Here is a 22741-nt window from a genome sequence, read left to right as displayed (position 1 = left end):
CCGCATGTTCCCGACACCTTCCTATGCCGCGCTGGCGCCCACCGATCGTGCCGCGCGCACCGCCGGGCGATGGGCCACCCGCTCCCTGAGCGGTCTGGGCACCATTGCCGCCATCGCGCTGACCGCATGCGGCGGCAACGATGCCCCCGCGCCCCTGGCCAGTAAGCCGCTGGCCGAAGCCTGCGCCGCCTACACTTCAACCGCCTTGCCCCATGGCGCCAAGATAACGCGCACCGAACTGCGCAAGGCCGAGGGCACGCTGCCTGATGTCTGCATCGTGCGCGGTCAGATCGTGTCGTCGCCCGACTCCACCATCCAGTGGGCGGTAGAGCTGCCCACGCTGGCGCAGTGGAATGGCAAGACACTCACCATCGGCGGCGGTGGGCTCGATGGCTTTATTCCCACCGATGACCCGTGGTACCAGCAATTGGTCGGCCCATCGGCCAACCCGTATGTGAAGATCAGTTCTGACTCTGGCCACCAGAGCCGGGGCTTTGAATGGGCCAAGAACGATGTGGCGCTGCGCAACCATGCGTTCGATGCCAACCACTTCGTGCTCGAAGTGGGCACGGCGATCGCGACGGAGTTCTACGGAAAGCGCCCGGTGCGGCGCTACCACATGGGCCATTCCAACGGCGGGCGATCGGGCCTGATCTCCACGCAAAAGTACCCGCAGGACTACGATGGCGTGGTGGCCATGGAGCCCGCCATCAGCCAGCAGGCGCACCAGGTCAACCTGGGGCCCAACGTGATCCAGCACATCTTCAAGAGCCGTGACAACTGGCTCAGCCCCGCCAAGGTGGCGCTGTATGCCAAGGCAGAAACGGCAGCCTGCGACGGTCTGGATGGCCTCAAGGACGGGATCATCGGCAACGTCGAGGCCTGCAATTACGTGCCCACCGACCTGCTGTGCAAAGGTGCCGACAGCGACAGCTGCCTGACGGCTGGACAGGTTGAGACCATCCGCCGTATCTACAGTGACCATAAGACCCCTGTGACTCTGTCGCGCGGTGCCGTGGGTTACCCGCGTTTTGGTCGGGGTGGCGCTGCCACATCGGACTGGGAGTCGTACATGTTCGGCCCCAGCTTCGAGGCGCGCGAATCCTTCAACCACATGGCCGTGACCGAGGCTGCGCGCGTGGTCGAGGGCAACCCCACGGCCGACATCTTGCGCCACGACCCCACCCAGTACGCCGCGCAGTACCTGCGCCTGGCGCAGATGATCGACGGCATCGACCCCGATATCTCTGCTTTTGCCGACAAGGGCGGCAAGCTGCTGATCTGGTATGGCCTGTCGGACACCTGCGTGTCGTTGTACCGCACCGCCGAGTATTTCGATACGGTGAAGCAGCGCCTGGGCGCAAGCAAGGTGCAAGGCTTTGCCCGCATGCTCACCTCGCCCTCGGTGGGGCACAACCTGGACGGCCCCGGCACCGATCCGCTGTCGATGGACCTGCTGGCCGCGTTGGATGCCTGGGTAGAAAAGGGCAACGCGCCTGACAAGTTGATCGCCACACAGTTTGCACCTGGCACCCGCACGCCCATAGCCCAGCGCCCGGTGTGCGAGTTTCCGAAATTCCCGCGCTACAACGGAACGGGCGACGTGAGCAAGGCAGAGAGCTTTACCTGCTCGGCGACCTGAATAGTCAGCCCGGGCAAGGGGGCTGTAAGGTGCGCCCCCCCTTGCCTGCGATGGTCTCGGATGACAACCCCGGCGTCCCCTCCATCTGCACTGATCTGTCCGCGCTGGTGATGTAGGGAGGCTGGGGCTGTGCAGTGTCGCGGTTGCACGCTATGGATGTGTCCCGAAAAAGTGCTTGGGGGCCCAGTAGTCCCGCTATCGGGTGATCAGACCGAGCAGGTTGGCGCGAGCGACCGCGTGCTTGCGGCTGCCACCGTGGATGGGTGTGGCTGGGACGATGGTGTCGCCTTGCCCTGCGACTGGTTCAACACGGCGACGAAGCGGTCCATGCCCGCTGCAGCGGCCAAGCTTACGGCATCATCCAGGGCCAAGCGCGCATGGCATGGGCATGTTGATTTCCACGCAGAAGTGACCCACGAAGTCGTCATCCCCTGGACCCGCTGTGGCGCATCGGTCAACTGCTCACTGACCGGGCTTTTGACGGCCTGCTCTTCAAAGCTTTGGGTATCAAGGCCATGATGAAACCAAAGTCGTGACAGCGTCAGAGATATGGCCGCAAAGAGACGTTTCTCCCGTCCCTGTGAAGCGCCGGGTTGTGGTTGAGACGTTCACAAGGGCTGCAATGATTGGCCTGTGCTTGCAGCGGGCGATGGCCGATCGATCTTCTGGTGCCGGATCGCCCCGTGTTGTGCATGCGCGGGCCCTCCGCTGAAGTCGCCGCCATCGTGGTCCGTGGGGCTATGTTCCCCAAGGCAGCATCAGCGTAAGCAGCGACAGCTGGTCGAACTCGGGCGCAAACGCGTCGATGATCTGCTGCGGCTCCGGGCACAACGTGGTGTCGGTGATCACGCCAAACTGCACGCCGCCGCCGTAGCTCAGGATGGAGACCCCCAGGCCGATGTCGCCCGACTGCGGCACCCAGAACATGCATTGCGTGACGCGCGAGCCACACAGCGTGAGCTGCTCCTTGGGGCCGGGTACGTTGGTCATCACCGCCGTGGTCTTGCGACCAAAGAGGTTGAGCAGTGCGTCCTGCGCGGGCTTGATCATCAGGCCTGCCACGGCCAGCATGGCAAACGCCAGGATGGGCTGGGTGCTGCCCTTGAGCGCGTTCATGCGCCTGCGCACTTCGTACACGCGCTCGACAGGGTTGGCCACGCCAATCGGCAGCACCAGAGGCACCAGGCCAAAGCGGTTGCCCAGTTTCCATGCCTCTTCCATGGGGCGCAGATTCACCGGGATCATGGCGCGAATCTCCTGGCCCGTGGGGTCGTCGCCTTGGCTGCGCAGGTAGCCGCCGATGGCGCCGGCCACGCAGGACAGCAGCACATCGTTGATGGAGCAGTTGAGTGCCTTGCCGATGGCCTTGACCTCCTCCAGCGGGATGGGGGGGCACCAGGCCACGCGCTTGGCGCTGCCCGGCTGGCCCTTCAGGCGCGTGGGTGAGTCGTCCGGCATGAGTGCCAGCGCGGCCGCGTCGCTCACCAGCTGGTAGGCCACACGCGCCATGTCCATGGTACCGGCCAGCCCGTGGTGCATCGCTTTTTCCGGGTCGCCCAGCATCTGCAACGACTTCGCGGCGCTGTCACCCGCCAGGTCCAGAGCCTTTACGGTGAGGCCGGTAAAGGGCTTGATGAGTGCGTCGGCAATCCAGTCCTCGGCTGTCGCACCATCCTTGCCTGCGCGGGGTTTGCGCTTGGGGGGCTCGGAGCCGCCATCGACCAGTGACATGGTTACCGATATGAGCGCTATGCCGTCGGCAATGCAGTGGTGGATGCGCACGATGAGCGCACTGCCCTTCTCTCCGTCGTCGCCCACAAAGTCTTCGATCAGGTGCATTTGCCACAGCGGTCGGCGGGTGTCGAGCGGCTGCATGGCGAGCTCGCCTACCCGATCCTGCAGTGCGCGCTGCATGCTGTGGCCTTTTTTGTGGAGTAACTTCTCGCGCAACACATGGGCAGCGATGTCAAAGTTTCGGTCCTCTACCCAGGTGGCGCCTGCCGCGTCTTCCAGCACACGCTGGCGAAAGCGCGGGTACTGCAGCAGGCGCTGCTGCACGCGCTCACACAGGGCCTCCCAGGTGATACCGGGCGAGAGGGTCCACACGCCGTTGATCATCATCAGGTTGCTGGCCGAGTCCATGCGCAGCCAGGCAGTATCGACCTTGCTCATGCGTTCGCCCGACAGGCCCAGCATGCCGGTGGCGGCGCGGCGCACGTTTTTCTGCACCACCGTGGCGGCTTTGCGGGCTGCGGGGGGCAAGGCCTGGGCGGCCTTGCGTGCAACCTTGGGTGCCTGGGCGCGCACTGTGCGCAATGGGTTCTGGTCACTGCCAGGCGCGGCTTTGCTGGGGGCTGGGATGCGGGTCACCATCAGATGTACACCTATTGTTTGATTTTTTGGGGGCTTGCCTCTATGGATTGAGCGGCCCCGGGCCATGCTCAGCCCGTAAGATACAACGCAGCAAACCGTTGCCGACACCGTTCTTTCCCTTCCCCCAACATTTCAAGGAGCACACCGACATGGCCGACCTCAACGCCACCTTCGAAGCCGCCGTGGCCAATTCCAAGAACCTGAGCGAGCGTCCCGACAACGCCACGCTGCTCAAGATCTACGCGCTGTACAAGCAGGCCACTGCAGGCGACAACACCGAGAAGAAGCCTAGCTTCTCCGACATGGTGGGCCGCGCCAAGTGGGACGCCTGGGAAAAGCTCAAGGGCACGGCCGCCGACGAGGCCAAGCAGCAGTACGTGGATCTGATCACTTCCCTGAGCTGATACGGCGGTGACCCCAAAGAAAAAGGCGACCTCGGTCGCCTTTTTCTTTGAGCCGCAGGAAGGGCTGTCTAACGTTGAACCCACCCCTTGGGCAGCCCCGCTTCGGGCGTCATTCCATAGACCGGCTCGCCCGGTAGCCCCGCCAACAGCGGCGCACGTGCAGCCATCAACAGTTCCAGGTTCACACCCGTGGTGATGCCCATGGCCTCGAACATGAACACCAGGTCTTCCGTCACCACATTGCCCGAGGCGCCCGGCGCATAGGGGCAACCGCCCAGGCCGCCCAGCGACGCATCAAACGTGCGCACCCCCACGTCGTAGGCCGCCAGGCAATTGGCCAGGCCCAGGCCCCGCGTGTTGTGCATGTGGGCGGCCCCAGCCTTGGCACCCAGTTCGGCGCGCAGGCGCGTGAACAGGCGGCGCACCTGCGCCGGGTTGGCCATGCCGGTGGTGTCCGACAAGCCCACTTCGTCCGCGCCTGCCTTGGCGCACAAACCAGCCAGCCAGATCACGTCGTCCTCGGGCACCTCGCCTTGCAGCGTGCAGCCAAAGGCGGTGGACAGTCCCACCTCCACCAGCACGCCGGGCGCCTGCGTGTCGCGCAGTTGTGCAACGGCGCGCACCTCTTCGACCATGGCCTCGCGTGTCTTGCGCACATTGGCCAGCGAATGGGCGGCACTTGCCGACACCGGCAGGGTGACCTTGTGCACCCCGGCCGCCAGCGCCGCCTCAGCGCCGCGCAGGTTGGGCGCCAGGGCCATCACGGTGATGCCGGGGTGGGTGAGGGCGTGGCGCACCACCTCGGCCACGTCGGCCATCTGGGGCAACAGGCGTGCGGGCACGAACGAGCCCACTTCGATCTCGCGCAGCCCGGCAGCTACCAGAGTGTCGATCCAGCGCAGTTTGTCGGCGGTGGGCATGGTGGCTTTCACGGACTGCAGGCCGTCGCGCGGGCCGACTTCGCTGATGAGGATTTCTGGGGGCATCATGGTGCGGGGCGAATGAAGCCGCAGAGGATAGCGCGCGAGCTGCGCCGTGCGCAGCCTTGGAGGTTTTGAACAAAGTGGCAATTTTGGCTGCCATACCGGCAAATCGCCCTGCAATACGAGGCGGTTTGGGCGATTCCTATTGTTTTTGCGCTTCGGGACACTGCCAGGAGGCGCATTCAATCGCATCCGGAGACAAACACCATGGCTGCCCCGCATCACTTTTCCACCCTGTACCTCAGCGCACCCGATGTCATCGACATGGTGCAGCGCAAAGGCGTCGAGGCTTGCCTGCGCGGCATTGCCGACTACATCCAGGCCGACTTTCTGCGCTGGGGCGCGTTCGACAAATCCGCACGTGCGGCCAGCCACTCGCGCGACGGCGTGATCGAACTCATGCCCATTGCCGATGACCAGACCTATGCGTTCAAGTACGTCAACGGCCACCCCAAGAACACGCGCAGGGGCCTGCCGACGGTGATGGCGTTTGGCGTGCTGGCCGATGTGGCCACGGGCGCGCCGCTGCTGTTGAGCGAACTCACGCTCACCACCGCCCTTCGCACCGCCGCCATGTCGGCAGTGGCAGCGCGTGCCCTGGCCCGCCCCGGTGCTCGCACCATGGCACTGATCGGCAACGGCGCACAGAGCGAATTCCAGGCGCTGGCGTTTCACCACCTGCTCGGTATAACCACCGTGCGGCTGTTCGACACCGACCCGGCTGCGACCGCCAAGTTGCAGGCCAACCTGCACGGTACGACGGGCCTGCGCACCGTGGCCTGCACCAGCACGGCCGAGGCTGTGCGCAGTGCCGACATCGTGACCACCGTGACGGCCGACAAGACCAACGCCACAATCCTCACCCCCGACATGCTCGCGCCCGGCATGCACATCAACGCGGTGGGCGGCGACTGCCCCGGCAAGACGGAGTTGCATGCCGACGTGCTGCGCCAGGCCCAGGTGTTTGTGGAATACGCACCGCAGACGCGCATCGAAGGCGACATCCAGCAGCTGCCGCCTGACTTTGCGGTGACCGAGCTGTGGGAGGTGCTGGCAGGCCGGCACGGCGGGCGCGCCAGCGATACCGCAGTGACGGTGTTCGACTCCGTGGGGTTTGCGCTGGAGGACTTTTCTGCGCTGCGCTTCTTGCGCGATACGGCCACCGGGCTGGGCGTTGGCCAACCCATCGAACTCATTCCGAAGATGTCAGACCCCAAGAACCTGTTCGGGCTGCTGGGCACGCGCAACCCTTTGCTGCGCGCTGCTGCCTGACGTCTGTCCTGTCACACCTTCTCAGTCTCGCCACACCACACTGCTGGCCGGATCAGCGCGTGTGGTGCGGAAATGGTTGGCCGGGTGCGCGGGGGCGACCATGCCAAAAGAGATGCCGCAGACGATGCTGCGGTCCTCGCCAATGCCCAGCACCTCGCGCAGCACGCTGGGGTAGGACGCAAGTGCCGCCTGCGCGATGGAGCCCACGCCCAGGCTGTGCGCGGCGAGCATGAAATTGCTCACGTAGGCGCCGCAGTCCACCGCGCCGTACACACCCAGTGCCTCGTCGCTGGTGACGATGGCCACATGGGGTGCGCCGAACATGGTGAAGTTCTGCGCCGCCTGTTGGGCCGAGGCTTCGCGGTCGCCCTTGGCAATGCCCAGGGCCTCGTACAGGCCCCAGCCGCATTCACGCCGCCGCTCCTGGTACACCCCCCGGTATTCGCGCGGCCAGGGCAGGTCGGGCGCAGGGGCGGCGGCGGCCATGTGGGCTTCCAGGGCACTGCGCAGGCGCTCCAGTGTGGCGCCGCTGGCAATGGTGAGCTGCCAGGGCTGCGCGTTGCACCACGAGGCCGTGCGCTGCGCGGTGGCCAGGATGGCTTCGATGGTGCTGCGCGGCAGTGGATCGGGCAGAAAGGCGCGACAGCTGTAGCGGGTGTGGAGCAGCGTGGAGAGGGTGTCAAACGCCGGGCTGTAGGCGGTAGCCTCGTTCGTGGGGGATGTCATGGCGGTGGCCCGGACGGCTAGGCCTTCTTGGTCTTGGCTGCGGGCTTGGCCGATGCTTTGGGGGCTGGCTTGCTGGCATCCGCGTCTGCCGCCTGTTTCTTCTTGTCGGCTGCGGGCTTCTTGGCGCCGGGGCGAGGGGCATTGAGCAGTGCGTCCAGTTGTTCGCCAATCTCGGCCTCGATGCGGTCCTTGAAGGCGCCCAGCAAAAAGCCCAGCTGGGCCTTCATCTCGAACTGGTGGGCATCCACCAGCAGCGTGCCTTTCACGCCCGTGCGGGTGAAGGTCAGCAGGTCTTCGGTGTCACCTTCTTCGTAGGTGCATTCCATATCGAACTTCTCTTCGGCTTTTTCAGCCCAGGAAAAGGCCACTTTGCGGGCCTCCTTGAAGCCCAGGTGGTGGTCGCGATGGATGTGGATGTCAGGCATGGGTTGTCTCCTTAGGGCTTCTTCTCGGAAGGTTGCAGTGCGCGCAAGGCCTCGTGGCGTTGTGGCTGGGGCTGCTGAGTCAGTTGTCGTACGGCATCATAAAACCGGGGCCAGTCGCTGCCCTCGCGTTCGAACAGAGCTTCGAACGCAGGCACCAGTTCGTCGTAGGCGGCCTGGGCGGCAAAGCTGGCGTTGTTGGCCTGAGCCACCCAGCGGTCGTACCCCGCCACCTGGGCGGTGGTGATCTGGGGTGCGGCGGCGCCCTGTGGCTGCAGCCAGCGTTCGCGCAGCGCGGCATAGTCCGCCCGAAAACGCTGCATCGCTTCGATTTTGATAGCTGTTAGCCCTTTGCCGTCGCGCGCAGAGGCCTCTTTTTGTTCATAAATGGTAGCCAGATGGGCGCGTGTGGTGCGTGTCAGGGTGCGGAAGGCGCCGCGCCGTGCCTCGCTGGTGGCATAGGCCTCGCGCGCGGCGGGGGTGGACTGCGTGGCTAGCCACTGCGCCACGCCGATGCGCTCGACCGCCGTGGCAAAGGATTCGTTGAAGAGGGTGTCGTCCTTGGCATAAACCACCTGGTGCGCCAGCTCGTGGAACAGCAGGCGCACAAAGTCGCCCTCGGGCCAGGCGATGAAGGTGGACAGCAGCGGATCGCCCCCCGCCCAGTTCATGTAGCCCAGCGTGGAGTAGGCGGGCACGCCGTATACCTCCACCTCCAGGCCCTGTGCCGCCAGCTCGGCGGCCTCGGCCTGGGCCGCAGCTTCGGTGAAGTAGCCCCGGTAGCCGATGCAGCCCGTCACCGGGAAGCACCAGGTGTGCAGTGTCAGCGAATAGGGCGGTGCGGCCACCACGTTCCACACGGCGGCGGGGCGTTTCAGGTCGGCATAGCGGCGGTAGCTGGCGTTGTCGGGCAGGCCAAGTTCGGTCACTGCAAAGGCCCGCGCGCGCTGCGCCAGCCGCAGGCGATCGCGCAGGGCGGGCGAGATGTCTGGGCGCGCTACCCAGGCGTCGATGGGCTCTGCAGCGTGCATGATCTGCAGGTGCCCGCGCAGCGATTGCCAGTAGTAGCCCAACGCGTTGGAGGGGCCTGTGGTGCTGGCGCAGCCAGCCAGGGCAAGGCAGGTGAGCAGGGTGGGCACGGCTCGCAGGCGGGTGATAGGCTGGCGCATGCGGGCAGTTTATGGGCAGATCAGGCCACGCGCTGACGAGTTGACGGACTGTCAGCAGTCTGGTCGCAGCCGTTTCTAGAATGCTGCGCATGACCGCTGAAACAACCCCCGACCTGCCTGAAGGCCTGTTCGCCGACGAAGCCGGTTGCCCACGCTGCACCTGGTGCCAGGCCACGCCGCTCTACCGCCACTACCACGATACCGAGTGGGGCTTTCCGGTGGCAGACGAGCGAAGGCTGTTCGAGAAGATCTGCCTGGAGGGCTTCCAGTCGGGCCTGAGCTGGCTCACCATCCTGAACAAGCGCGAGGGCTTCCGCGCCGCGTTCGCGAACTTCGACGCCGAGCAGGTCGCAGCCTTCGGCCCCGCCGATGTTGAGCGCCTGGTGCAGGACGCGGCCATCGTGCGCCACCGGGGCAAGATCGAATCCACCATCAACAACGCGCAGCGTGTGCTGGAGCTCAAGCGCGAGTTCGGCTCGCTGGCGCACTATGCCTGGCGCTACGAACCTGCCGCAGCCGACCGGCCCGAGCGCATCACGCGCGAAGTGGCGCGCACCCTGTCCACGTCGCCCGCGTCGATTGCCATGTCCAAGGACCTGAAAAAGCGGGGCTGGAGCTTTGTGGGCCCGACCACGGTGTATGCCTTCATGCAGGCCATGGGTCTGGTCAATGACCACCTGGAAGGCTGCCACTCGCGCCCCGCAGCGCTCGCGGCGCGCAAGGCGTTTGTGGTGCCGCGAGGCTGATCGATTGGTCGATTGATCGGTCAGTTCCGCGCCACGGGCCGCAGCAGCCACAGTGCAGCCAGCGCAGCTAGGCCCAGCAATGTGGTGAGCCAAAGGGCGGCTGCCCCGGTGCCATCCAGCAGCATGCCAAACAGCACCGGCGCAAAAGCCTGCGCCACGCGGGCAGGCACCATCATCAGGCCCTGGCGAGCGCCGTAACCCGCAGGCCCAAACAACACCAGAGGCAGCGTGCCCTTGGCAATGGTCAGGATGCCGTTGCCCGCACCATGCAGCACGGTGAACACTGCCGCCGCAGGCCCTCCCGCCACCATCAACAGGGCCGCGCCCACGGGGTGCGCGGCCGCAGCCAGCTGGGCCGACAGCAGCGGGTGCAGACGGCGCAGAAAGCCAAACTCCAGCAGCCGCGCTGCCACTTGCGCAGGCCCCACCAGCGCGGCCAGGGCCACTGCGGCCTGCAGTGATGTGCCGCTGGCCTGCAGCAGGCGCGGCAGGTGGGCCGCCATGGCGGTGCTGGTGAACCAGGTGACGGCGAAAACAAAGGATAGCAGTACGGTGGTGCGCAGTGCCTGGTCTGGAGCGGGTGATTCCGTTGTGGCTTGCGGTGCTTTGGAGGCTTGGGGTGCGGCCTCTGGTGTGGCTGGGGCATTCTTTTCGGGCGCGATGCGCGGTAGCCAGCTGTTGAGTGGCACCCCCACCAGCAGGTGCAGTGCCGCCCAGCCCGCACACGCGCTGCGCCAGCCCCACTGCGTCTCCATCCAGGCCGACAGCGGCCAGCCCACAGTGCTGGCAAACCCCGCAATCAACGTGATGCCGGTGATGGCGCCGCGCGCGCCCTGGCCATACAGCCGCACCAGCGTGGCAAACGCCGCCTCGTACAGGCCCGAACCCATGGCCACGCCCATCAGCACCCAGGCGGCAAACAGTCCCACCGGGCCCTGCGCCAGTGCCATGCCTGCGAGGCTGGCGGCAAACAGCAGGTTGGTACACACCAGCACCGGCCGGCCACCATGGCGGTCAATGGCCCGTCCAGCGAACGGCCCCAGCAGGGCCGACACGATGAGCGCCACCGAAAACGCAGCGAACACGGTGGGCGTGGCCAAGCCCAGGTCGCGCGCCATGGGCGCGGCCAGCATGGCGGGCAGGTAATAGGAGGAAGCCCAGGCCAGGGTCTGGGCTGTGCCCAGGCGCGCCACGGCCCAGCGTTGCGAGGCAGCGCTCATGCGGCGCCGTGCGCTACGGCTCCGGGGTGTGCGGTTGCCTCAGACACTCTGGCCTTGCTTGTTGACGACCACTTCGCCATCCTCTTTGGTGAAGGCGCCTTGTTGGGGCGCAGGCAGGATGTCCAGCACCTTCTCGGACGGGCGGCACAGCCGCGTGCCCAGGGGCGTGACCACGATGGGGCGGTTGATGAGGATGGGGTGCTGCAGCATCGCGTCGATGAACTGCGCGTCGGTGACGCCAGGTGCGTTCAGTTGCAATTCGCTGAAGACCGCTTCTTTGGTGCGCACGGCATTGATCACCGGCTCGCCCGTGGCGGCAATCAGCGCCACCAGCGTGGTGCGGTTGGGTGGGTTTTTGAGGTATTCAATGACCTCGGGCTCCACGCCGCTGTTGCGGATCATGGCTAGCGTGTTGCGGGACGTGCCGCATTTGGGGTTGTGATAGATGGTGATGGCGGTCATGGTGGCTATGGTGATCGCTGTGTATGTTTTACAAACAGGCAGGTTGTTGGCTTGAAAGTTTGCCACTGTGCAGCGGCCAGCCCGGCAAATGCTCTAGCGTGTTCAACAGTTGCTGGCCTGCATCGCTCAGCGTGCCATCGTTGTGCACCTCCAGGTTGGCTGCACCCGGGGGCGGTGTGTACGCCAGCGCGCGCTGCACCCGGGCCTCCACCTCATCACAGGTCTCGCGGCCCCGCGATAGCAGTCGCTGGCGCAGCACCTGGGGGCTGGCGGTAATGTGCACCGCGACGAGGTCAGGGAACAGCGCCAGTGCCTCAGGCAGGTAGGCGCGCGAGCCGTTGAGCAGCACCCAGTGGCCTTGGGCCAGCGGCGCCAGTTGCGCATGCCGCACGCCATAGCCCAGGCCGTTGGCCTCCCAGTGCAGGGCAAAGGCCTGTTCACAGCGCAACGCAACAAACGCTTCGGGCGACACACTTTCATGCGCTTCGCCGCCCGGCATGGCGGAGCGGCTGATGGTGCGCTGCGCCCAGTGCACGGGGCATGGGGTGGGCAGGTGTGCCCGCAACCACTCCAGCAAGCTGTCCTTGCCCGCACCCGAGGGGCCCATGCAATAGATCAGGCGGCCTGGTGTCATGCGCCCATCTCCAGATGGTCCAGCAGCACAAAGTCCGCGCCGGGCGTGGGCTCAGCAAACAGGGCCAGGCTGTTGAACTTGAGGGTGGGCAGGTCTGAGAAGAACTCCTGCGCGGCATCGAACACCAGGGCCTGCGTCTGGGCGTCCACCTGCGCCATGCTGCCGGTGAGCGACATGTGAAATCGGAACTCGTCCAGCACAAACGGGTAGCCCCATTGCTGCAGCAGTGCGTCCTGTCGGGCGGTGAGCCCGGCCGCGCGGCGCCGGGCGAGGTCGGCGTTGGACAAGGGTGCGGCCAAGGGCTGCAGTGCCGTCACGCAGGTGGCGGCGGTCTCCTGAATCTGTGCATTGGCGGGGTGCAACGCCGGGGGCACCAGCGCCAGGAAGTCGTCGATGCGCTGCACCTTTAGCGGCGGCAGTACGAAAGGTTCCAGCCCGCGCGCCACAGCCTGCACGGCCTGGTGCAGCGTGATCCAGTCGGTGCCGGGCGCCAGGGCAAACGGTGCCTTGAGCGTGGCGTGCCAGCCATAGCGGCGGGGCGCTGCTGTCAGGCGTTGCAGGTCGTCCGCCGTAACGCCTTCAATGGCGAGCTGCTGCAGGGGCTGAAGCAGTGCGGCGCAGCGCCCCAGCCAGTGGCTACCTGCCAGCCAGCCCAGGCTGCCAGGGTTGGGTGCGAAATAGACCGCATAGCGGTGGTGGGTGGGTGGCTTTTCAGGCGTGTTCATCGTGGTCAATGGTCAGTTTTACGCGGTCGCCCGCAAACCAGGCGCGGGCCCATTCGATGGGCGTTCCTGCCAGGTCCACGTTCAGGCTCTCTACCTGCAGCACCGGGCGCGACGTGGGCTGGCGCAGTTGTGCAGCCACTTCGGCGCTTGGCAGCTCGGCGGTGATGCGGCTTTCGCTGCGTGTGTAGTCGGCCACGCCGTGGGCAGTGAAGCCTGCGGTGATGGAGCCCGTTTCGCGCACCACGGCTGCCAGGTTCTCGAAGCGGGGCAGGGGAAAGTAGCGCTCGCTGATGTGCAGGGGCTGGCCCTCGGCGTCGCCCCGCACGCGCAGCGCCAGCAGCGGGCTGCGCGCGGGTACCTGCAACGCCTTGGCCATAGCAGCCGTGGCCCGTGTGGTCTGCGCCTGCAGCACCACCAGGCTGCCGCGCAGCCCCGCCTGCGCCAGGCCCTGCTGGTGGCGCGTGCGCTTGCCCAGCACCAGGTCCACCGCGAAGTCTTCCACATAGGTACCGCTGCCCTGCGTGATGCGCACCAGCCCCTGGCTGCACAGGCTGGCGAGCGAGCGGCGGATGGTGTGGCGGTTCACGCCGAACTGCTCGGCCAGCGCGTGTTCCGAGGGCAGGCGCTGGCCGGGCGGATAGACGCCGCTGCCAATGGCCTCGGCCAACTCGGCGGCAATGCGCGTCCAGAAGCTGTCGCGCGCGGGGCGCAAGGACGGCGCGGGCGGGGCCTGCAAGGCAGGCGATAGAGAGGTGGTGCTGGCTGTCATGAAACCTACATGCGCGCTCTTTAAGCTCGCGCCAGTTGTTCAATTTGTCTATACAACTTTCAGGGTACCACTTCCATGTTTCAAGCCTTTGACAACCCGGGGCCGGACCGCCCCCTGGCCCGCGCGCAGTGGATGGCGCTGCTGGCTCGGGCGCCGCTGGGGCTGCTCGAATCTGCCTTGCACGAGCAAGCCACGAGCCCTGCGCGCTGGCTGCGCGCGCCCGAGACCGGTCTGATGATGGTGCAGGGCCGTGCCGGTGGCACGGGCGAGCGCTTCAATCTGGGCGAGGTCTCCGTAACCCGCTGTGCGTTGCGTGTGGCGAACCCATCGGACGCCGGTGACGCCACGGTGGGCGTGGCCTATGTGCTGGGCCGCTCGCACCGCCAGGTGCAGCTAGCCGCGCTCGCCGATGCGCTGCTGCAAGACCCCGCGCAGCAACCGGTGCTGGACGCCCAACTACTGGAGCCCATCCGCGCCTACCTGCGCCACACCCAGGCCGAGCGCCAGGCACGCGCCGCCAGCACCAAGGTGGACTTTTTCACTGTGGCGCGCGAGAGCGGTTCCGACAACGAGGAGGAGGCCGAATGAGCACGACCCCTTTGGCATCTTTGGGTGCCGGATTCTCGAATGAAGCCTTTGGCAGCCAGGCAGTGTTCCGCGCCGTGCTGCAGGCGCTGTCGCACCCCGGCTGCACGGTGGCGGTAGAACACGACGCGCAGACCCCGGCTGTGGGGCATGCCGCATCGGCTGCCGTGCTGCTGGCGCTGCTCGACAGCGACTGCACTTTGTGGCTCTCGCCACGCTTGGCGGACAGTGATGTGGGGGGGTGGCTGCGCTTCCACACGGGCTGTACTTTGGTGGCCGACGCCGCGCTCGCCCGATTTGTGTGGGTGGCGCAGGGCGATTCCCTGCCTGCGCTGCACAGCCTGAACCAGGGCAGTGACATCTACCCCGACCAGTCGGCGACCTGCGTGGTGGACGTGGCGCGTAGCGCCGCAACCACTGCAGACACCCATGGGGCATGGCAGTTGCGCGGACCAGGCATCCAGGATGTGGCGGCATTGCAGGTGGACGGTTTGCCTGACGATTTTGAGGCCCAGTGGGCAGCCAACCACGCCGTGTTCCCGTGTGGTGTGGATGTGTTGTTGGGAACGGCGGGCCACATCGTGGGGTTGCCGCGCACAACGCGTGCGACGCGCGGTGTAGATGCCCTTCAGGAGGTCTGAGCATGTACGTGGCCGTCAAGGGCGGAGAAGCCGCCATTCTCAACAGCTACCAGTTGCTGGCGCGCCAGCGCCGGGGTGATACCGCACAGCCTGAACTGTCGGTGGCGCAGATCCGCCAACAGCTCAAGCTGGCGGTAGATCGCGTCATGACGGAGGGCTCTGTTTACGACCCTGAGCTCGCGGCCCTGGCCATCAAGCAGGCGTCGGGCGATCTGGTCGAAGCCATCTTTTTGCTGCGTGCCTACCGCGCTACGCTGCCGCGCCTGGGTACCACCTGCCCGCTGGACACCAGCCGCATGGCGCTGGACCGGCGCATTTCCGCCACGTTCAAGGACCTGCCGGGCGGCCAGGTGCTGGGCCCGACCTACGACTACACGCAGCGCCTGCTGGACTTCAAACTTCTGGCCGAGGGCTATGGGATGGACCAGGCCAGCACTGCCGCAGCGCCGTCCGCAACACCGCCAAGCCCTACACCGCGTGTGGTGGACCTGCTCAACCAGGAAGGGCTGATCGAAACCCGCCCTGTGCCCCCGGGTGACCCGGCGCCCATGGACCTGACCCGCGAGCCGCTGCGTTTTCCGGCCAGCCGGGCTACGCGGTTGCAGAACTTGGCGAGGGGGGACGAGGGCTTTTTGCTTGCCATGGCGTATTCCACGCAGCGCGGCTATTCGCACTCGCACCCCTTCGTGGGCGAAGTGCGCCTGGGCACGGTGGCGGTGGAGATCGAACCCGAAGAGCTGGGCTTTGCCATCGACATCGGCGACATCGAGATCACCGAGTGCGAGATGGTGAACCAGTTTGCAGGCAGCAAGAGCCAGCCACCACAGTTCACGCGCGGCTACGGGCTGGCGTTTGGCCACAGTGAGCGCAAGGCCATGGCCATGAGCCTGGTGGATCGTGCCCTGCGCGCCGATGAGTTGGGTGAGCCGGTGGAGTCTCCCGCGCAGATGCAGGAGTTTGTGCTGGGCCACAGCGACAGCCTGGAGGCATCGGGCTTCGTGCAGCACCTGAAGCTGCCGCACTACGTGGACTTTCAGTCCGAGCTGGAGCTGGTGCGCAAGATGCGCGCCACAGCGCCAGCCACCACCGCAGAACCGGGAGACGCCACATGAATGCACCTATGGAATCCGCCGTGATGGGCCTACCCGCTGACGCCGCGCCGGTGGACGGCCACTTCAACTTTGCCTACCTGGACGAGCGCACCAAGCGCATGATCCGCCGCGCCATTCTCAAGGCCGTGGCCATCCCCGGCTACCAGGTGCCGTTCGGCTCGCGCGAGATGCCACTGCCCTATGGCTGGGGCACAGGTGGCATCCAGGTCACAGCGTCCATCATCGGCCCGCAGGACTGCCTCAAGGTCATCGACCAGGGCTCGGACGACACCGTCAACGCTGTCAACATTCGCCGCTTCTTTGAGCGCACCACGGCGGTGGCCACCACCACCCGCACCAGAGAGGCCACGCTGATCCAGACGCGCCATCGAATCCCCGAGACGCCGCTGGCCGAAGGCCAGGTCATCGTCTACCAGGTGCCGGTGCCCGAGCCCATGCAACGCCTGGAGCCGCGCGAGACCGAGACCCGCACGCTGCACGGCTTGGCCGAGTACGGGCTCATGCACGTCAAGCTCTATGAAGACATCGCGCGCTACGGCCACATTGCCACTACTTACGACTACCCAGTGCTGGTCAACGGCCGGTATGTGATGGCGCCATCGCCCATCCCCAAGTTCGACAACCCCAAGATGCACATGAACCCTGCACTGCAGCTGTTTGGTGCGGGCCGAGAAAAGCGCATTTACGCCGTGCCGCCCTATACATCGGTAGAGAGTCTGGGATTTGAGGACCATCCGTTTGAGGTGCAGCGTTGGGACGCCGCGTGTGCGCTGTGCGGAGCCACCGATAGTTTTCTGGACGAGGTCATCACCGACGACCAGGGCGGGCGCATGCATGTGTGTTCCGACTCGGACTACTGCCAGGAGCGCCAGGCGCGGCAGGCCGAACCTGCGATGGTGGAAGGCGGCGCCGCATGAGCACCGTGCACATTCGCGAAGCCCAGCGTGCCGACCTGGAGAGCGTGCTGGTGCTGTACGCCGCCATTGAAGACAGCCCCGAAGATGTGCTGACCCTGGAAGAAGCGCAGGCCGTGTGGGCCCAGTTTTCCCGCTACCCCAGCTACCGCCTGTGGGTGGCCTGTGACCCTGCGCAGCGCGGCGCCGTGGTGGGCACCTATGCGCTGCTCGTCATGCACAACCTGGCGCACCGGGGCACGCCCTCGGCCATCGTGGAAGACGTGGTGGTGGCGCAGGACCAGCAGGGCCGTGGCATTGGCCGCCAGATGATGGCCCATGCGATGCAGCAGGCCCGCGAGGCCGGTTGCTACAAGCTCGCGCTCTCGTCCAACGCCCGCCGTGCGGGCGCTCATGCCTTTTATGAATCCCTGGGCTTTGCGCAGCATGGCCTGAGCTTTGTCGTCGAGACCCTCACATGAACCACCCCGAACCTACCGCGCCGCTGCTGAGCGTGCGCAATGTCAGCAAGCGCTATGGCGACCGCGTGGCGCTGCACGGCGCGTCCTTTGACCTGTGGCCTGGCGAGGTGCTGGCCGTGGTGGGCGAGTCGGGCTCCGGCAAGTCCACGCTGCTCAATGCCATTGCAGCGCGCAGCGCCCCTGACGAAGGCACGGTGCAGTTCCGCCAGCGCAGTGGTGAGCTGCAGGACATCTATGCCATGACCGAAGCCCAGCAGCGCCTGCTGGCCCGCACCGACTGGGGCTTTGTGCACCAGAACGCGGCCGACGGCTTACGCATGGATGTATCTGCCGGTGCCAACGTGGGCGAGCGTCTGATGGGATTGGGCGAGCGCCACTACGGTCGCTTGCGCGCCACGGCCATGGAATGGCTGCAGCGCGTGGAGATCGACGCTGCGCGCATCGACGATGCGCCGCGCACCTTCTCGGGCGGTATGCGTCAGCGTCTGCAGATTGCCCGCAACCTGGTCACCCAGCCGCGCCTGGTTTTCATGGATGAACCGACCTCCGGCCTCGATGTATCGGTGCAGGCGCGCCTCCTGGACCTGCTGCGGCAGCTGACGCGGCAGATGCAGCTTGCGGCCATTGTGGTCACGCACGACCTGGCAGTGGCGCGTCTGCTGGCGCACCGCATGGTGGTCATGCAGCGCGGCCGGGTGGTCGAAGCGGGCCTGACCGACCAGGTGCTCGATGACCCGCAACACCCCTACACCCAGCTTCTTGTTTCTTCGGTACTGCAGCCATGAACCCACCTTCCATTGCGCCCATTCTTCAGATGCAAGGGGTGGCCAAGCGCTTCACCTTGCACCACCAGAGCGGCATCGAACTGCCCGTGCTCGCCCGGGTGGATCTGGCCGTCCAGCCCGGTGAATGTGTGGTGCTTGACGGCCCCTCAGGCATGGGAAAAAGCACGCTGCTCAAGATGATCTACGCCAACTACCGCGCCAATGCGGGCAGCATCACCGTGCGCTCGGTCGACGGCGCCGTGGTGGACGTGACCCAGGCCACTCCGCGAACGCTGGTGCAGCTTCGGCGTGACACCGTGGGGTATGTGAGTCAGTTCCTGCGGGTCATTCCGCGCGTATCGGCCCTGGATGTGGTGGCTGAGCCGCTGGCCGAAGACGCGGGCGACGACCCTGCGGGCATCGAGGCCGCGCGCGAGGCCGCCCGCCAGTGGCTGACCCGCCTGCGCATCCCCGAGCGGCTGTGGCATCTGCCGCCCGCCACGTTCTCCGGCGGTGAGCAGCAGCGCATCAACATCGCCCGCAACATGATCAAGCCCAAGCCGCTGCTGTTGCTGGACGAGCCCACTGCATCGCTCGACGCGGCCAACACCGAGACCGTGATCACCATGATCCACGAAGCCGTGGCGCGCGGCGCAGCCCTGGTGGGCATCTTTCACGACGCGCAGGTGGGCGCCGCCGTGGCCACACGCCGCGTGAATGTGGGCGACTTTCGGGGAGCATCGGCATGACCGCGACCGTGTTCAAGAACGCCCGCATGGTGCTTCCGGGAGAAGTGGTGTTGGGAAGTCTGCATGTGGATGCTGGGCGCATCGCGTCGGTGGACGGTGGTGGCACATCGGCCCTGCGGGGCATTGACCTGGATGGTGACTACCTGCTGCCCGGATTGGTGGAAATTCACACCGACAACTTCGAGCGACACCTGATGCCGCGCCCCAAGGTGCAGTGGGCCGAGATGCCCGCATTGCTGGCGCACGACGCCGAGATTGCTGCCGCAGGCATCACCACGGTGCTGGACGCGCTGGGCGTGGGCGAGGCCGACGTGGACAGTCTGCGCGGCAGCGCCTGGAACCGCGTGCTCGACACCATCGACACCTGCACCGAGCGCAACCTGCTGCGTGCTGACCACCACCTGCATGTGCGCTGTGAGCTGCCCGCGCCCAACACCATCGATCTGTTCGAGCCGTTCCACGGCCACCCACGCTTGTCGCTGATCTCGCTGATGGACCACACCCCGGGCCAGCGCCAGTGGGAGAACATCGAGCAGGCGCGCACCTACTACACCGGCAAGAAGGGCTGGAGTGCTGAGAAGTTCGAGCGCCAGGTGGCGCATGCCGCCACGCTGCAGGCGCAGTACGCCGAGCCGCACCGCGCGTACTTTGTTCAGTATTGCCGCACGCACGGCATCTCGCTGGCGAGCCACGACGACACCACGGTGGCGCATGTGGAACAGGCCCATGCCGAAGGGGCTGCGATGTCGGAGTTCCCCACCACGCTGGCGGCTGCTCGGGCCGCGCACGAGCGCGGGCTGCTCACAGTGATGGGCGCGCCCAATGTGGTGCGCGGTGGTTCGCACTCGGGCAATGTGGCGGCATCCGATCTGGCGCGCCGGGGGCTGCTGGACATCCTCTCGTCCGACTATGTACCCGGCAGCCTGCTCAGCGCGGTGATGCGTCTGGTGCAGGAAGACATCCTGCCGCTTCCACAGGCGGTGGCCACCGTCACCCGCAACCCCGCCAAGGCGGCGGGCATGGCGGATCGGGGGGCGCTGGCCCCGAGCCTGCGTGCAGACTTGGTGCAGGTGCACATGGCCGAACTGCCCGATGGCGGCCGCCAAGCCGTGGTGCGCGGTGTTTGGCGCGAAGGTCATCGTGTGCTGTAAACGCCTGCAGATCGCTCACTGCTCTCTGATTGACATCCAAACTTCTCTCAACTGTCAAAGCACTGTCACGCGTGACAACCACACTTCGGTTGTCTAGACGACTTAACCCTCAGGAGGCTGCCATGACTGCCGCACTGCACATCCATCAACTGAACAAGCACTTCGCGAATGGCAAACACGCACTGCGCGATATCAACCTCACCGTGCAGAGCGGTGAGATGGTGGCGCTGATTGGAGCATCTGGCTCCGGCAAGTCCACCTTGCTGCGCCACGTGGCGGGCTTGGTGGTGGCGGACGCAGCCAGCGATTCGCTGATCGAGGTGGATGGCCGCTGCGTGCAACAGGGTGGGCGCATCCACAGCGACATCCGCAAGGTGCGTTCGCAGGTGGGTTTTGTGTTCCAGCAATTCAATCTGGTGGACCGGTTGCCGGTGCTGATGAATGTGCTGGTGGGCCTGCTGCATCGCACGCCCCGCTGGCGCGGCTGGCTGCGCATGTTCAAGCCGCACGAGCGCGCGCTGGCACTCGAAGCCCTGGGCCGCGTGGGCATTGCTGAGTGCCATGCACAAAGGGCCTCTACCTTGTCCGGCGGGCAGCAGCAGCGCGCGGCCATTGCGCGCACGCTGGTGCAGGGCGCCAAGGTGGTGCTGGCCGATGAACCCATTGCCTCCCTCGACCCGGAGTCCTCGCGCAAGGTCATGGACATCCTGGCTCGCATCAACCGCGAGGACCGTTGCACCGTCATTGTTTCGCTGCACCAGGTGGATGTGGCCATCAAATACTGCCCGCGTGTGGTCGCATTGCACCACGGTCAGGTGGTGTACGACGGCCCCTCGGCAGCACTCACTCCTGCACTGCTGCGCGGCCTGTATGGAGTGCACGCCGACGAGATTCTGGCGGACGCCATGCCTTTGCATCCGGTGGCAGCGCCGGTTGCTGCGCCAACCCCTCAGTGGGCACCTGCCATGGTTCGCGCTGCCTGAGCAGGCAGCGATTCATTGTTTTCCATTTCGGAGTTTCCACATGTTCAAGAAGCTGTTTACCGCTATCGCACTGGGCCTGGGTCTTTCTGGTGCCTACGCCCAGGACATCAATTTCGGCATCATCTCCACGGAGGCGACGCAGAACCTCAAAGCCGACTGGCAGCCGCTGCTGGATGACATGGCCAAGCAAACGGGCTTCAAGATCCGCGCCTTCTTTGCGCCGGACTACGCCGGCATCATTGAAGGCATGCGCTTCAACAAGGTACAGGTGGCTTGGCTGGGCAACAAGTCGGCCATGGAGGCGGTGGACCGCGCCAATGGCGAGGTGTTCGCGCAGATGGTCAACGCCGATGGCACCCAGGGCTACTACTCACACCTCATCGTGCACAAGGACAGCCCTTACAACACGCTTGACGATGTACTCAAGAATGGTAAATCGCTGAGCTTTGGCAATGGTGATCCCAACTCGACCTCGGGCTTTCTGGTGCCCGGCTACTACGCCTTTGCGCAGAACAAGGTCGATGTGAAAACGCATTTCAAGATCGTGCGCAGCGCCAACCACGAGACCAATGCCCTGGCCGTGGCCAACAAGCAGGTGGATGTAGCCACCAACAACAGCGAAAACCTCGACAAGATCAAGGAACGCCAGCCTGAGAAGTTCAAGGACATCAAGATCGTCTGGACCTCGCCGCTGATTGCGCTGGACCCTTTGGTTATGCACAAGGAAATGCCTGAGGCCACCAAAGCCAAGATCAAGGACTTTTTCTACAACTACGCCAAGACCGATGCACGCGAAAAAGAGATCGTGATGAAGATCTCCAAGCTCTCGGGCTTCAAGCCATCGACCAACGCACAGCTCATGCCCATCCGTCAGCTCGACCTGTTTGGCAAGCGCAACAGGATCGAAGCTGACACCACGCTGGCTGATGCCGACAAGAAGACCCGCCTGGCAGAAATTGACCAGCAATTGGCGTCGCTGAAGTAAGCCGCTCGTTTTTATCGCAGCCCAGGTGTCCCCATGTCTTCTGCTCTGAATCCCTCGCTGGCCACGCTGGCCAGCAGCACGGCGCCCAAACGCAGCCTTGTCTGGTACCTGTCCTGGGGCATTCTGCTCGTGTTGCTGGCGGCATCCTGGAAGGGCGCCGACATGCGCCCGCTTGACCTGCTGAGCGATTCGGGCAACATGGCCCGTTACGCTGCGGAGTTCTTTCCGCCCAATTTCTCGCAGTGGCAGCTCTATGTGCAGGAGATGCTGGTCACGCTGCAGATCGCGCTCTGGGGTACAGCCCTGGCAGTGGTTACCGCCGTGCCGCTGGCGCTGCTGGCCTCGTCCAACATCGTTCCCTGGTGGGTGTACCAGCCTGTGCGCCGCGTGCTCGACGCGTTCCGCGCCATCAACGAAATGGTGTTCGCCATGCTGTTCGTGGTGGCCGTAGGTCTGGGTCCATTTGCGGGAGTCTTGGCACTGTGGATCCACACCTCGGGCACTCTGGCCAAGCTGTTTTCCGAGGCGGTGGAGGCGATTGACCCGCAGCCCGTGGAAGGCATCCGCTCCACCGGTGCGAGTGCACTGCACGAAATCATCTACGGCGTGATTCCGCAGGTCATGCCGCTGTGGATCTCGTACACGCTGTACCGTTTTGAGGCCAACGTGCGATCGGCCTCTGTGGTGGGCATGGTGGGCGCCGGGGGCATTGGGGTGGTGCTGTGGGAAATCATCCGGGGCTTCCAATACGCCGAGACCTGTGCAGTCATGCTCATCATCGTGGTCACCGTGAGTGTCATCGACCTGGTATCGGCGCGCATCCGCAAGTCCCTGGTCTAAGTTCTGAGG

At 65.5% G+C, this 22741-nt stretch carries 25 protein-coding genes; 15 read left to right on the top strand and 10 right to left on the bottom strand.

What is annotated here, in order from left to right:
- Positions 1-4 precede the first annotated feature (4 nt).
- A complete protein-coding gene (locus DBR12_RS10440) occupies positions 5-1642 on the top strand; it encodes a tannase/feruloyl esterase family alpha/beta hydrolase (protein WP_108617181.1) in 1638 nt (545 codons plus the stop codon).
- 738 nt (positions 1643-2380) lie between these two features.
- Here the strand turns inward: DBR12_RS10440 and DBR12_RS10435 are convergent.
- Positions 2381-4015, bottom strand: a complete 1635-nt coding sequence (locus DBR12_RS10435; RefSeq protein WP_108617180.1) for a wax ester/triacylglycerol synthase family O-acyltransferase — start codon at positions 4013-4015, stop codon at positions 2381-2383.
- Positions 4016-4164: 149 nt separating this feature from the next.
- Here DBR12_RS10435 and DBR12_RS10430 point away from each other — a divergent pair, with 149 nt between their 5' ends.
- Positions 4165-4419: an acyl-CoA-binding protein gene (locus DBR12_RS10430; protein ID WP_108617179.1), complete on the top strand. Its 255-nt coding sequence runs from the start codon at positions 4165-4167 to the stop codon at positions 4417-4419.
- A gap of 68 nt (positions 4420-4487) precedes the next feature.
- Here DBR12_RS10430 and DBR12_RS10425 read toward each other — a convergent pair whose 3' ends face one another.
- Entirely contained in the window at positions 4488-5408 is a 921-nt protein-coding gene (locus tag DBR12_RS10425; RefSeq protein ID WP_108617178.1) for a hydroxymethylglutaryl-CoA lyase, read from the bottom strand.
- 201 nt (positions 5409-5609) lie between these two features.
- Here DBR12_RS10425 and DBR12_RS10420 point away from each other — a divergent pair, with 201 nt between their 5' ends.
- Positions 5610-6674 carry an ornithine cyclodeaminase gene (locus DBR12_RS10420; RefSeq protein ID WP_108617177.1) on the top strand — a complete coding sequence of 355 codons (1065 nt, stop codon included), beginning with the start codon at positions 5610-5612 and terminating at the stop codon, positions 6672-6674.
- A 21-nt stretch (positions 6675-6695) separates the two neighbouring features.
- On the opposite strand, the gene DBR12_RS10415 is transcribed toward DBR12_RS10420, so the two are convergent.
- From DBR12_RS10415 to DBR12_RS10405, 3 genes are read right to left on the bottom strand one after another with little or no spacing between them, the layout of a single operon-like run.
- Positions 6696-7400: a nitroreductase gene (locus DBR12_RS10415; protein ID WP_108617176.1), complete on the bottom strand. Its 705-nt coding sequence runs from the start codon at positions 7398-7400 to the stop codon at positions 6696-6698.
- Positions 7401-7417: 17 nt separating this feature from the next.
- A complete protein-coding gene (locus DBR12_RS10410) occupies positions 7418-7825 on the bottom strand; it encodes a polyhydroxyalkanoic acid system family protein (RefSeq protein ID WP_108617175.1) in 408 nt (135 codons plus the stop codon).
- A gap of 11 nt (positions 7826-7836) precedes the next feature.
- Positions 7837-8991, bottom strand: coding sequence for an aminopeptidase (locus DBR12_RS10405; RefSeq protein WP_108617174.1), 1155 nt, complete (start codon positions 8989-8991; stop codon positions 7837-7839).
- A gap of 80 nt (positions 8992-9071) precedes the next feature.
- Here DBR12_RS10405 and DBR12_RS10400 point away from each other — a divergent pair, with 80 nt between their 5' ends.
- Positions 9072-9737 carry a DNA-3-methyladenine glycosylase I gene (locus tag DBR12_RS10400; protein ID WP_108617173.1) on the top strand — a complete coding sequence of 222 codons (666 nt, stop codon included), beginning with the start codon at positions 9072-9074 and terminating at the stop codon, positions 9735-9737.
- Between the two features lie 20 nt (positions 9738-9757).
- On the opposite strand, the gene DBR12_RS10395 is transcribed toward DBR12_RS10400, so the two are convergent.
- Genes DBR12_RS10395 through phnF form a run of 5 tightly spaced genes read right to left on the bottom strand, consistent with a single transcriptional unit; the run spans position 9758 to position 13547 of the window.
- Positions 9758-10957 (bottom strand): MFS transporter, encoded by a 1200-nt coding sequence (locus DBR12_RS10395; RefSeq protein WP_108617172.1) that lies wholly within the window; start codon positions 10955-10957, stop codon positions 9758-9760.
- A 39-nt stretch (positions 10958-10996) separates the two neighbouring features.
- Complete coding sequence (arsC, locus tag DBR12_RS10390) at positions 10997-11419, bottom strand: arsenate reductase (glutaredoxin) (protein ID WP_108617171.1); 423 nt, start codon at positions 11417-11419, stop codon at positions 10997-10999.
- 28 nt (positions 11420-11447) lie between these two features.
- Positions 11448-12053, bottom strand: a complete 606-nt coding sequence (gene phnN, locus DBR12_RS10385; RefSeq protein WP_108617170.1) for a phosphonate metabolism protein/1,5-bisphosphokinase (PRPP-forming) PhnN — start codon at positions 12051-12053, stop codon at positions 11448-11450.
- The gene (locus DBR12_RS10380) at positions 12050-12778 is read right to left on the bottom strand and encodes a DUF1045 domain-containing protein (RefSeq protein WP_108617169.1); all 729 of its coding nucleotides are present in this window, start codon (positions 12776-12778) and stop codon (positions 12050-12052) included. Before DBR12_RS10380 ends, phnN begins: the two co-directional genes overlap by 4 nt.
- Complete coding sequence (phnF, locus tag DBR12_RS10375) at positions 12765-13547, bottom strand: phosphonate metabolism transcriptional regulator PhnF (protein WP_108617168.1); 783 nt, start codon at positions 13545-13547, stop codon at positions 12765-12767. The genes DBR12_RS10380 and phnF overlap by 14 nt, the downstream gene beginning before the upstream one ends.
- Positions 13548-13622: 75 nt before the next feature.
- Here phnF and phnG point away from each other — a divergent pair, with 75 nt between their 5' ends.
- The 11 genes from phnG (at position 13623) to phnE (ending at position 22732) form a co-directional block, all read left to right on the top strand.
- Positions 13623-14135: a phosphonate C-P lyase system protein PhnG gene (gene phnG / locus DBR12_RS10370; protein ID WP_108617167.1), complete on the top strand. Its 513-nt coding sequence runs from the start codon at positions 13623-13625 to the stop codon at positions 14133-14135.
- A complete protein-coding gene (phnH, locus tag DBR12_RS10365) occupies positions 14132-14773 on the top strand; it encodes a phosphonate C-P lyase system protein PhnH (RefSeq protein ID WP_108617166.1) in 642 nt (213 codons plus the stop codon). Before phnG ends, phnH begins: the two co-directional genes overlap by 4 nt.
- A gap of 2 nt (positions 14774-14775) precedes the next feature.
- Complete coding sequence (locus tag DBR12_RS10360) at positions 14776-15885, top strand: carbon-phosphorus lyase complex subunit PhnI (RefSeq protein ID WP_108617165.1); 1110 nt, start codon at positions 14776-14778, stop codon at positions 15883-15885.
- The gene (locus DBR12_RS10355) at positions 15882-16802 is read left to right on the top strand and encodes an alpha-D-ribose 1-methylphosphonate 5-phosphate C-P-lyase PhnJ (protein ID WP_108617164.1); all 921 of its coding nucleotides are present in this window, start codon (positions 15882-15884) and stop codon (positions 16800-16802) included. Before DBR12_RS10360 ends, DBR12_RS10355 begins: the two co-directional genes overlap by 4 nt.
- Entirely contained in the window at positions 16799-17260 is a 462-nt protein-coding gene (locus DBR12_RS10350; protein ID WP_108617163.1) for a GNAT family N-acetyltransferase, read from the top strand. The genes DBR12_RS10355 and DBR12_RS10350 overlap by 4 nt, the downstream gene beginning before the upstream one ends.
- Positions 17257-18045: a phosphonate C-P lyase system protein PhnK gene (gene phnK, locus DBR12_RS10345; RefSeq protein WP_108617162.1), complete on the top strand. Its 789-nt coding sequence runs from the start codon at positions 17257-17259 to the stop codon at positions 18043-18045. Before DBR12_RS10350 ends, phnK begins: the two co-directional genes overlap by 4 nt.
- Positions 18042-18773 (top strand): phosphonate C-P lyase system protein PhnL, encoded by a 732-nt coding sequence (gene phnL / locus DBR12_RS10340; RefSeq protein WP_108617161.1) that lies wholly within the window; start codon positions 18042-18044, stop codon positions 18771-18773. The genes phnK and phnL overlap by 4 nt, the downstream gene beginning before the upstream one ends.
- Complete coding sequence (locus DBR12_RS10335) at positions 18770-19924, top strand: alpha-D-ribose 1-methylphosphonate 5-triphosphate diphosphatase (RefSeq protein WP_108617160.1); 1155 nt, start codon at positions 18770-18772, stop codon at positions 19922-19924. The genes phnL and DBR12_RS10335 overlap by 4 nt, the downstream gene beginning before the upstream one ends.
- Before the next feature lie 122 nt (positions 19925-20046).
- Positions 20047-20907 (top strand): phosphonate ABC transporter ATP-binding protein, encoded by an 861-nt coding sequence (phnC, locus tag DBR12_RS10330; protein ID WP_108617159.1) that lies wholly within the window; start codon positions 20047-20049, stop codon positions 20905-20907.
- 40 nt (positions 20908-20947) lie between these two features.
- Complete coding sequence (gene phnD, locus DBR12_RS10325) at positions 20948-21892, top strand: phosphonate ABC transporter substrate-binding protein (RefSeq protein WP_108617158.1); 945 nt, start codon at positions 20948-20950, stop codon at positions 21890-21892.
- A gap of 33 nt (positions 21893-21925) precedes the next feature.
- A complete protein-coding gene (gene phnE, locus DBR12_RS10320) occupies positions 21926-22732 on the top strand; it encodes a phosphonate ABC transporter, permease protein PhnE (protein ID WP_108617157.1) in 807 nt (268 codons plus the stop codon).
- The last annotated feature ends 9 nt before the right edge of the window (positions 22733-22741 follow it).

The sequence above is a fragment of the Acidovorax sp. HMWF029 genome, assembly GCF_003060895.1.
Classification (GTDB): Bacteria; Pseudomonadota; Gammaproteobacteria; order Burkholderiales; family Burkholderiaceae_C; genus Acidovorax.
This window is presented reverse-complemented; position numbering and strand designations above follow the sequence as displayed.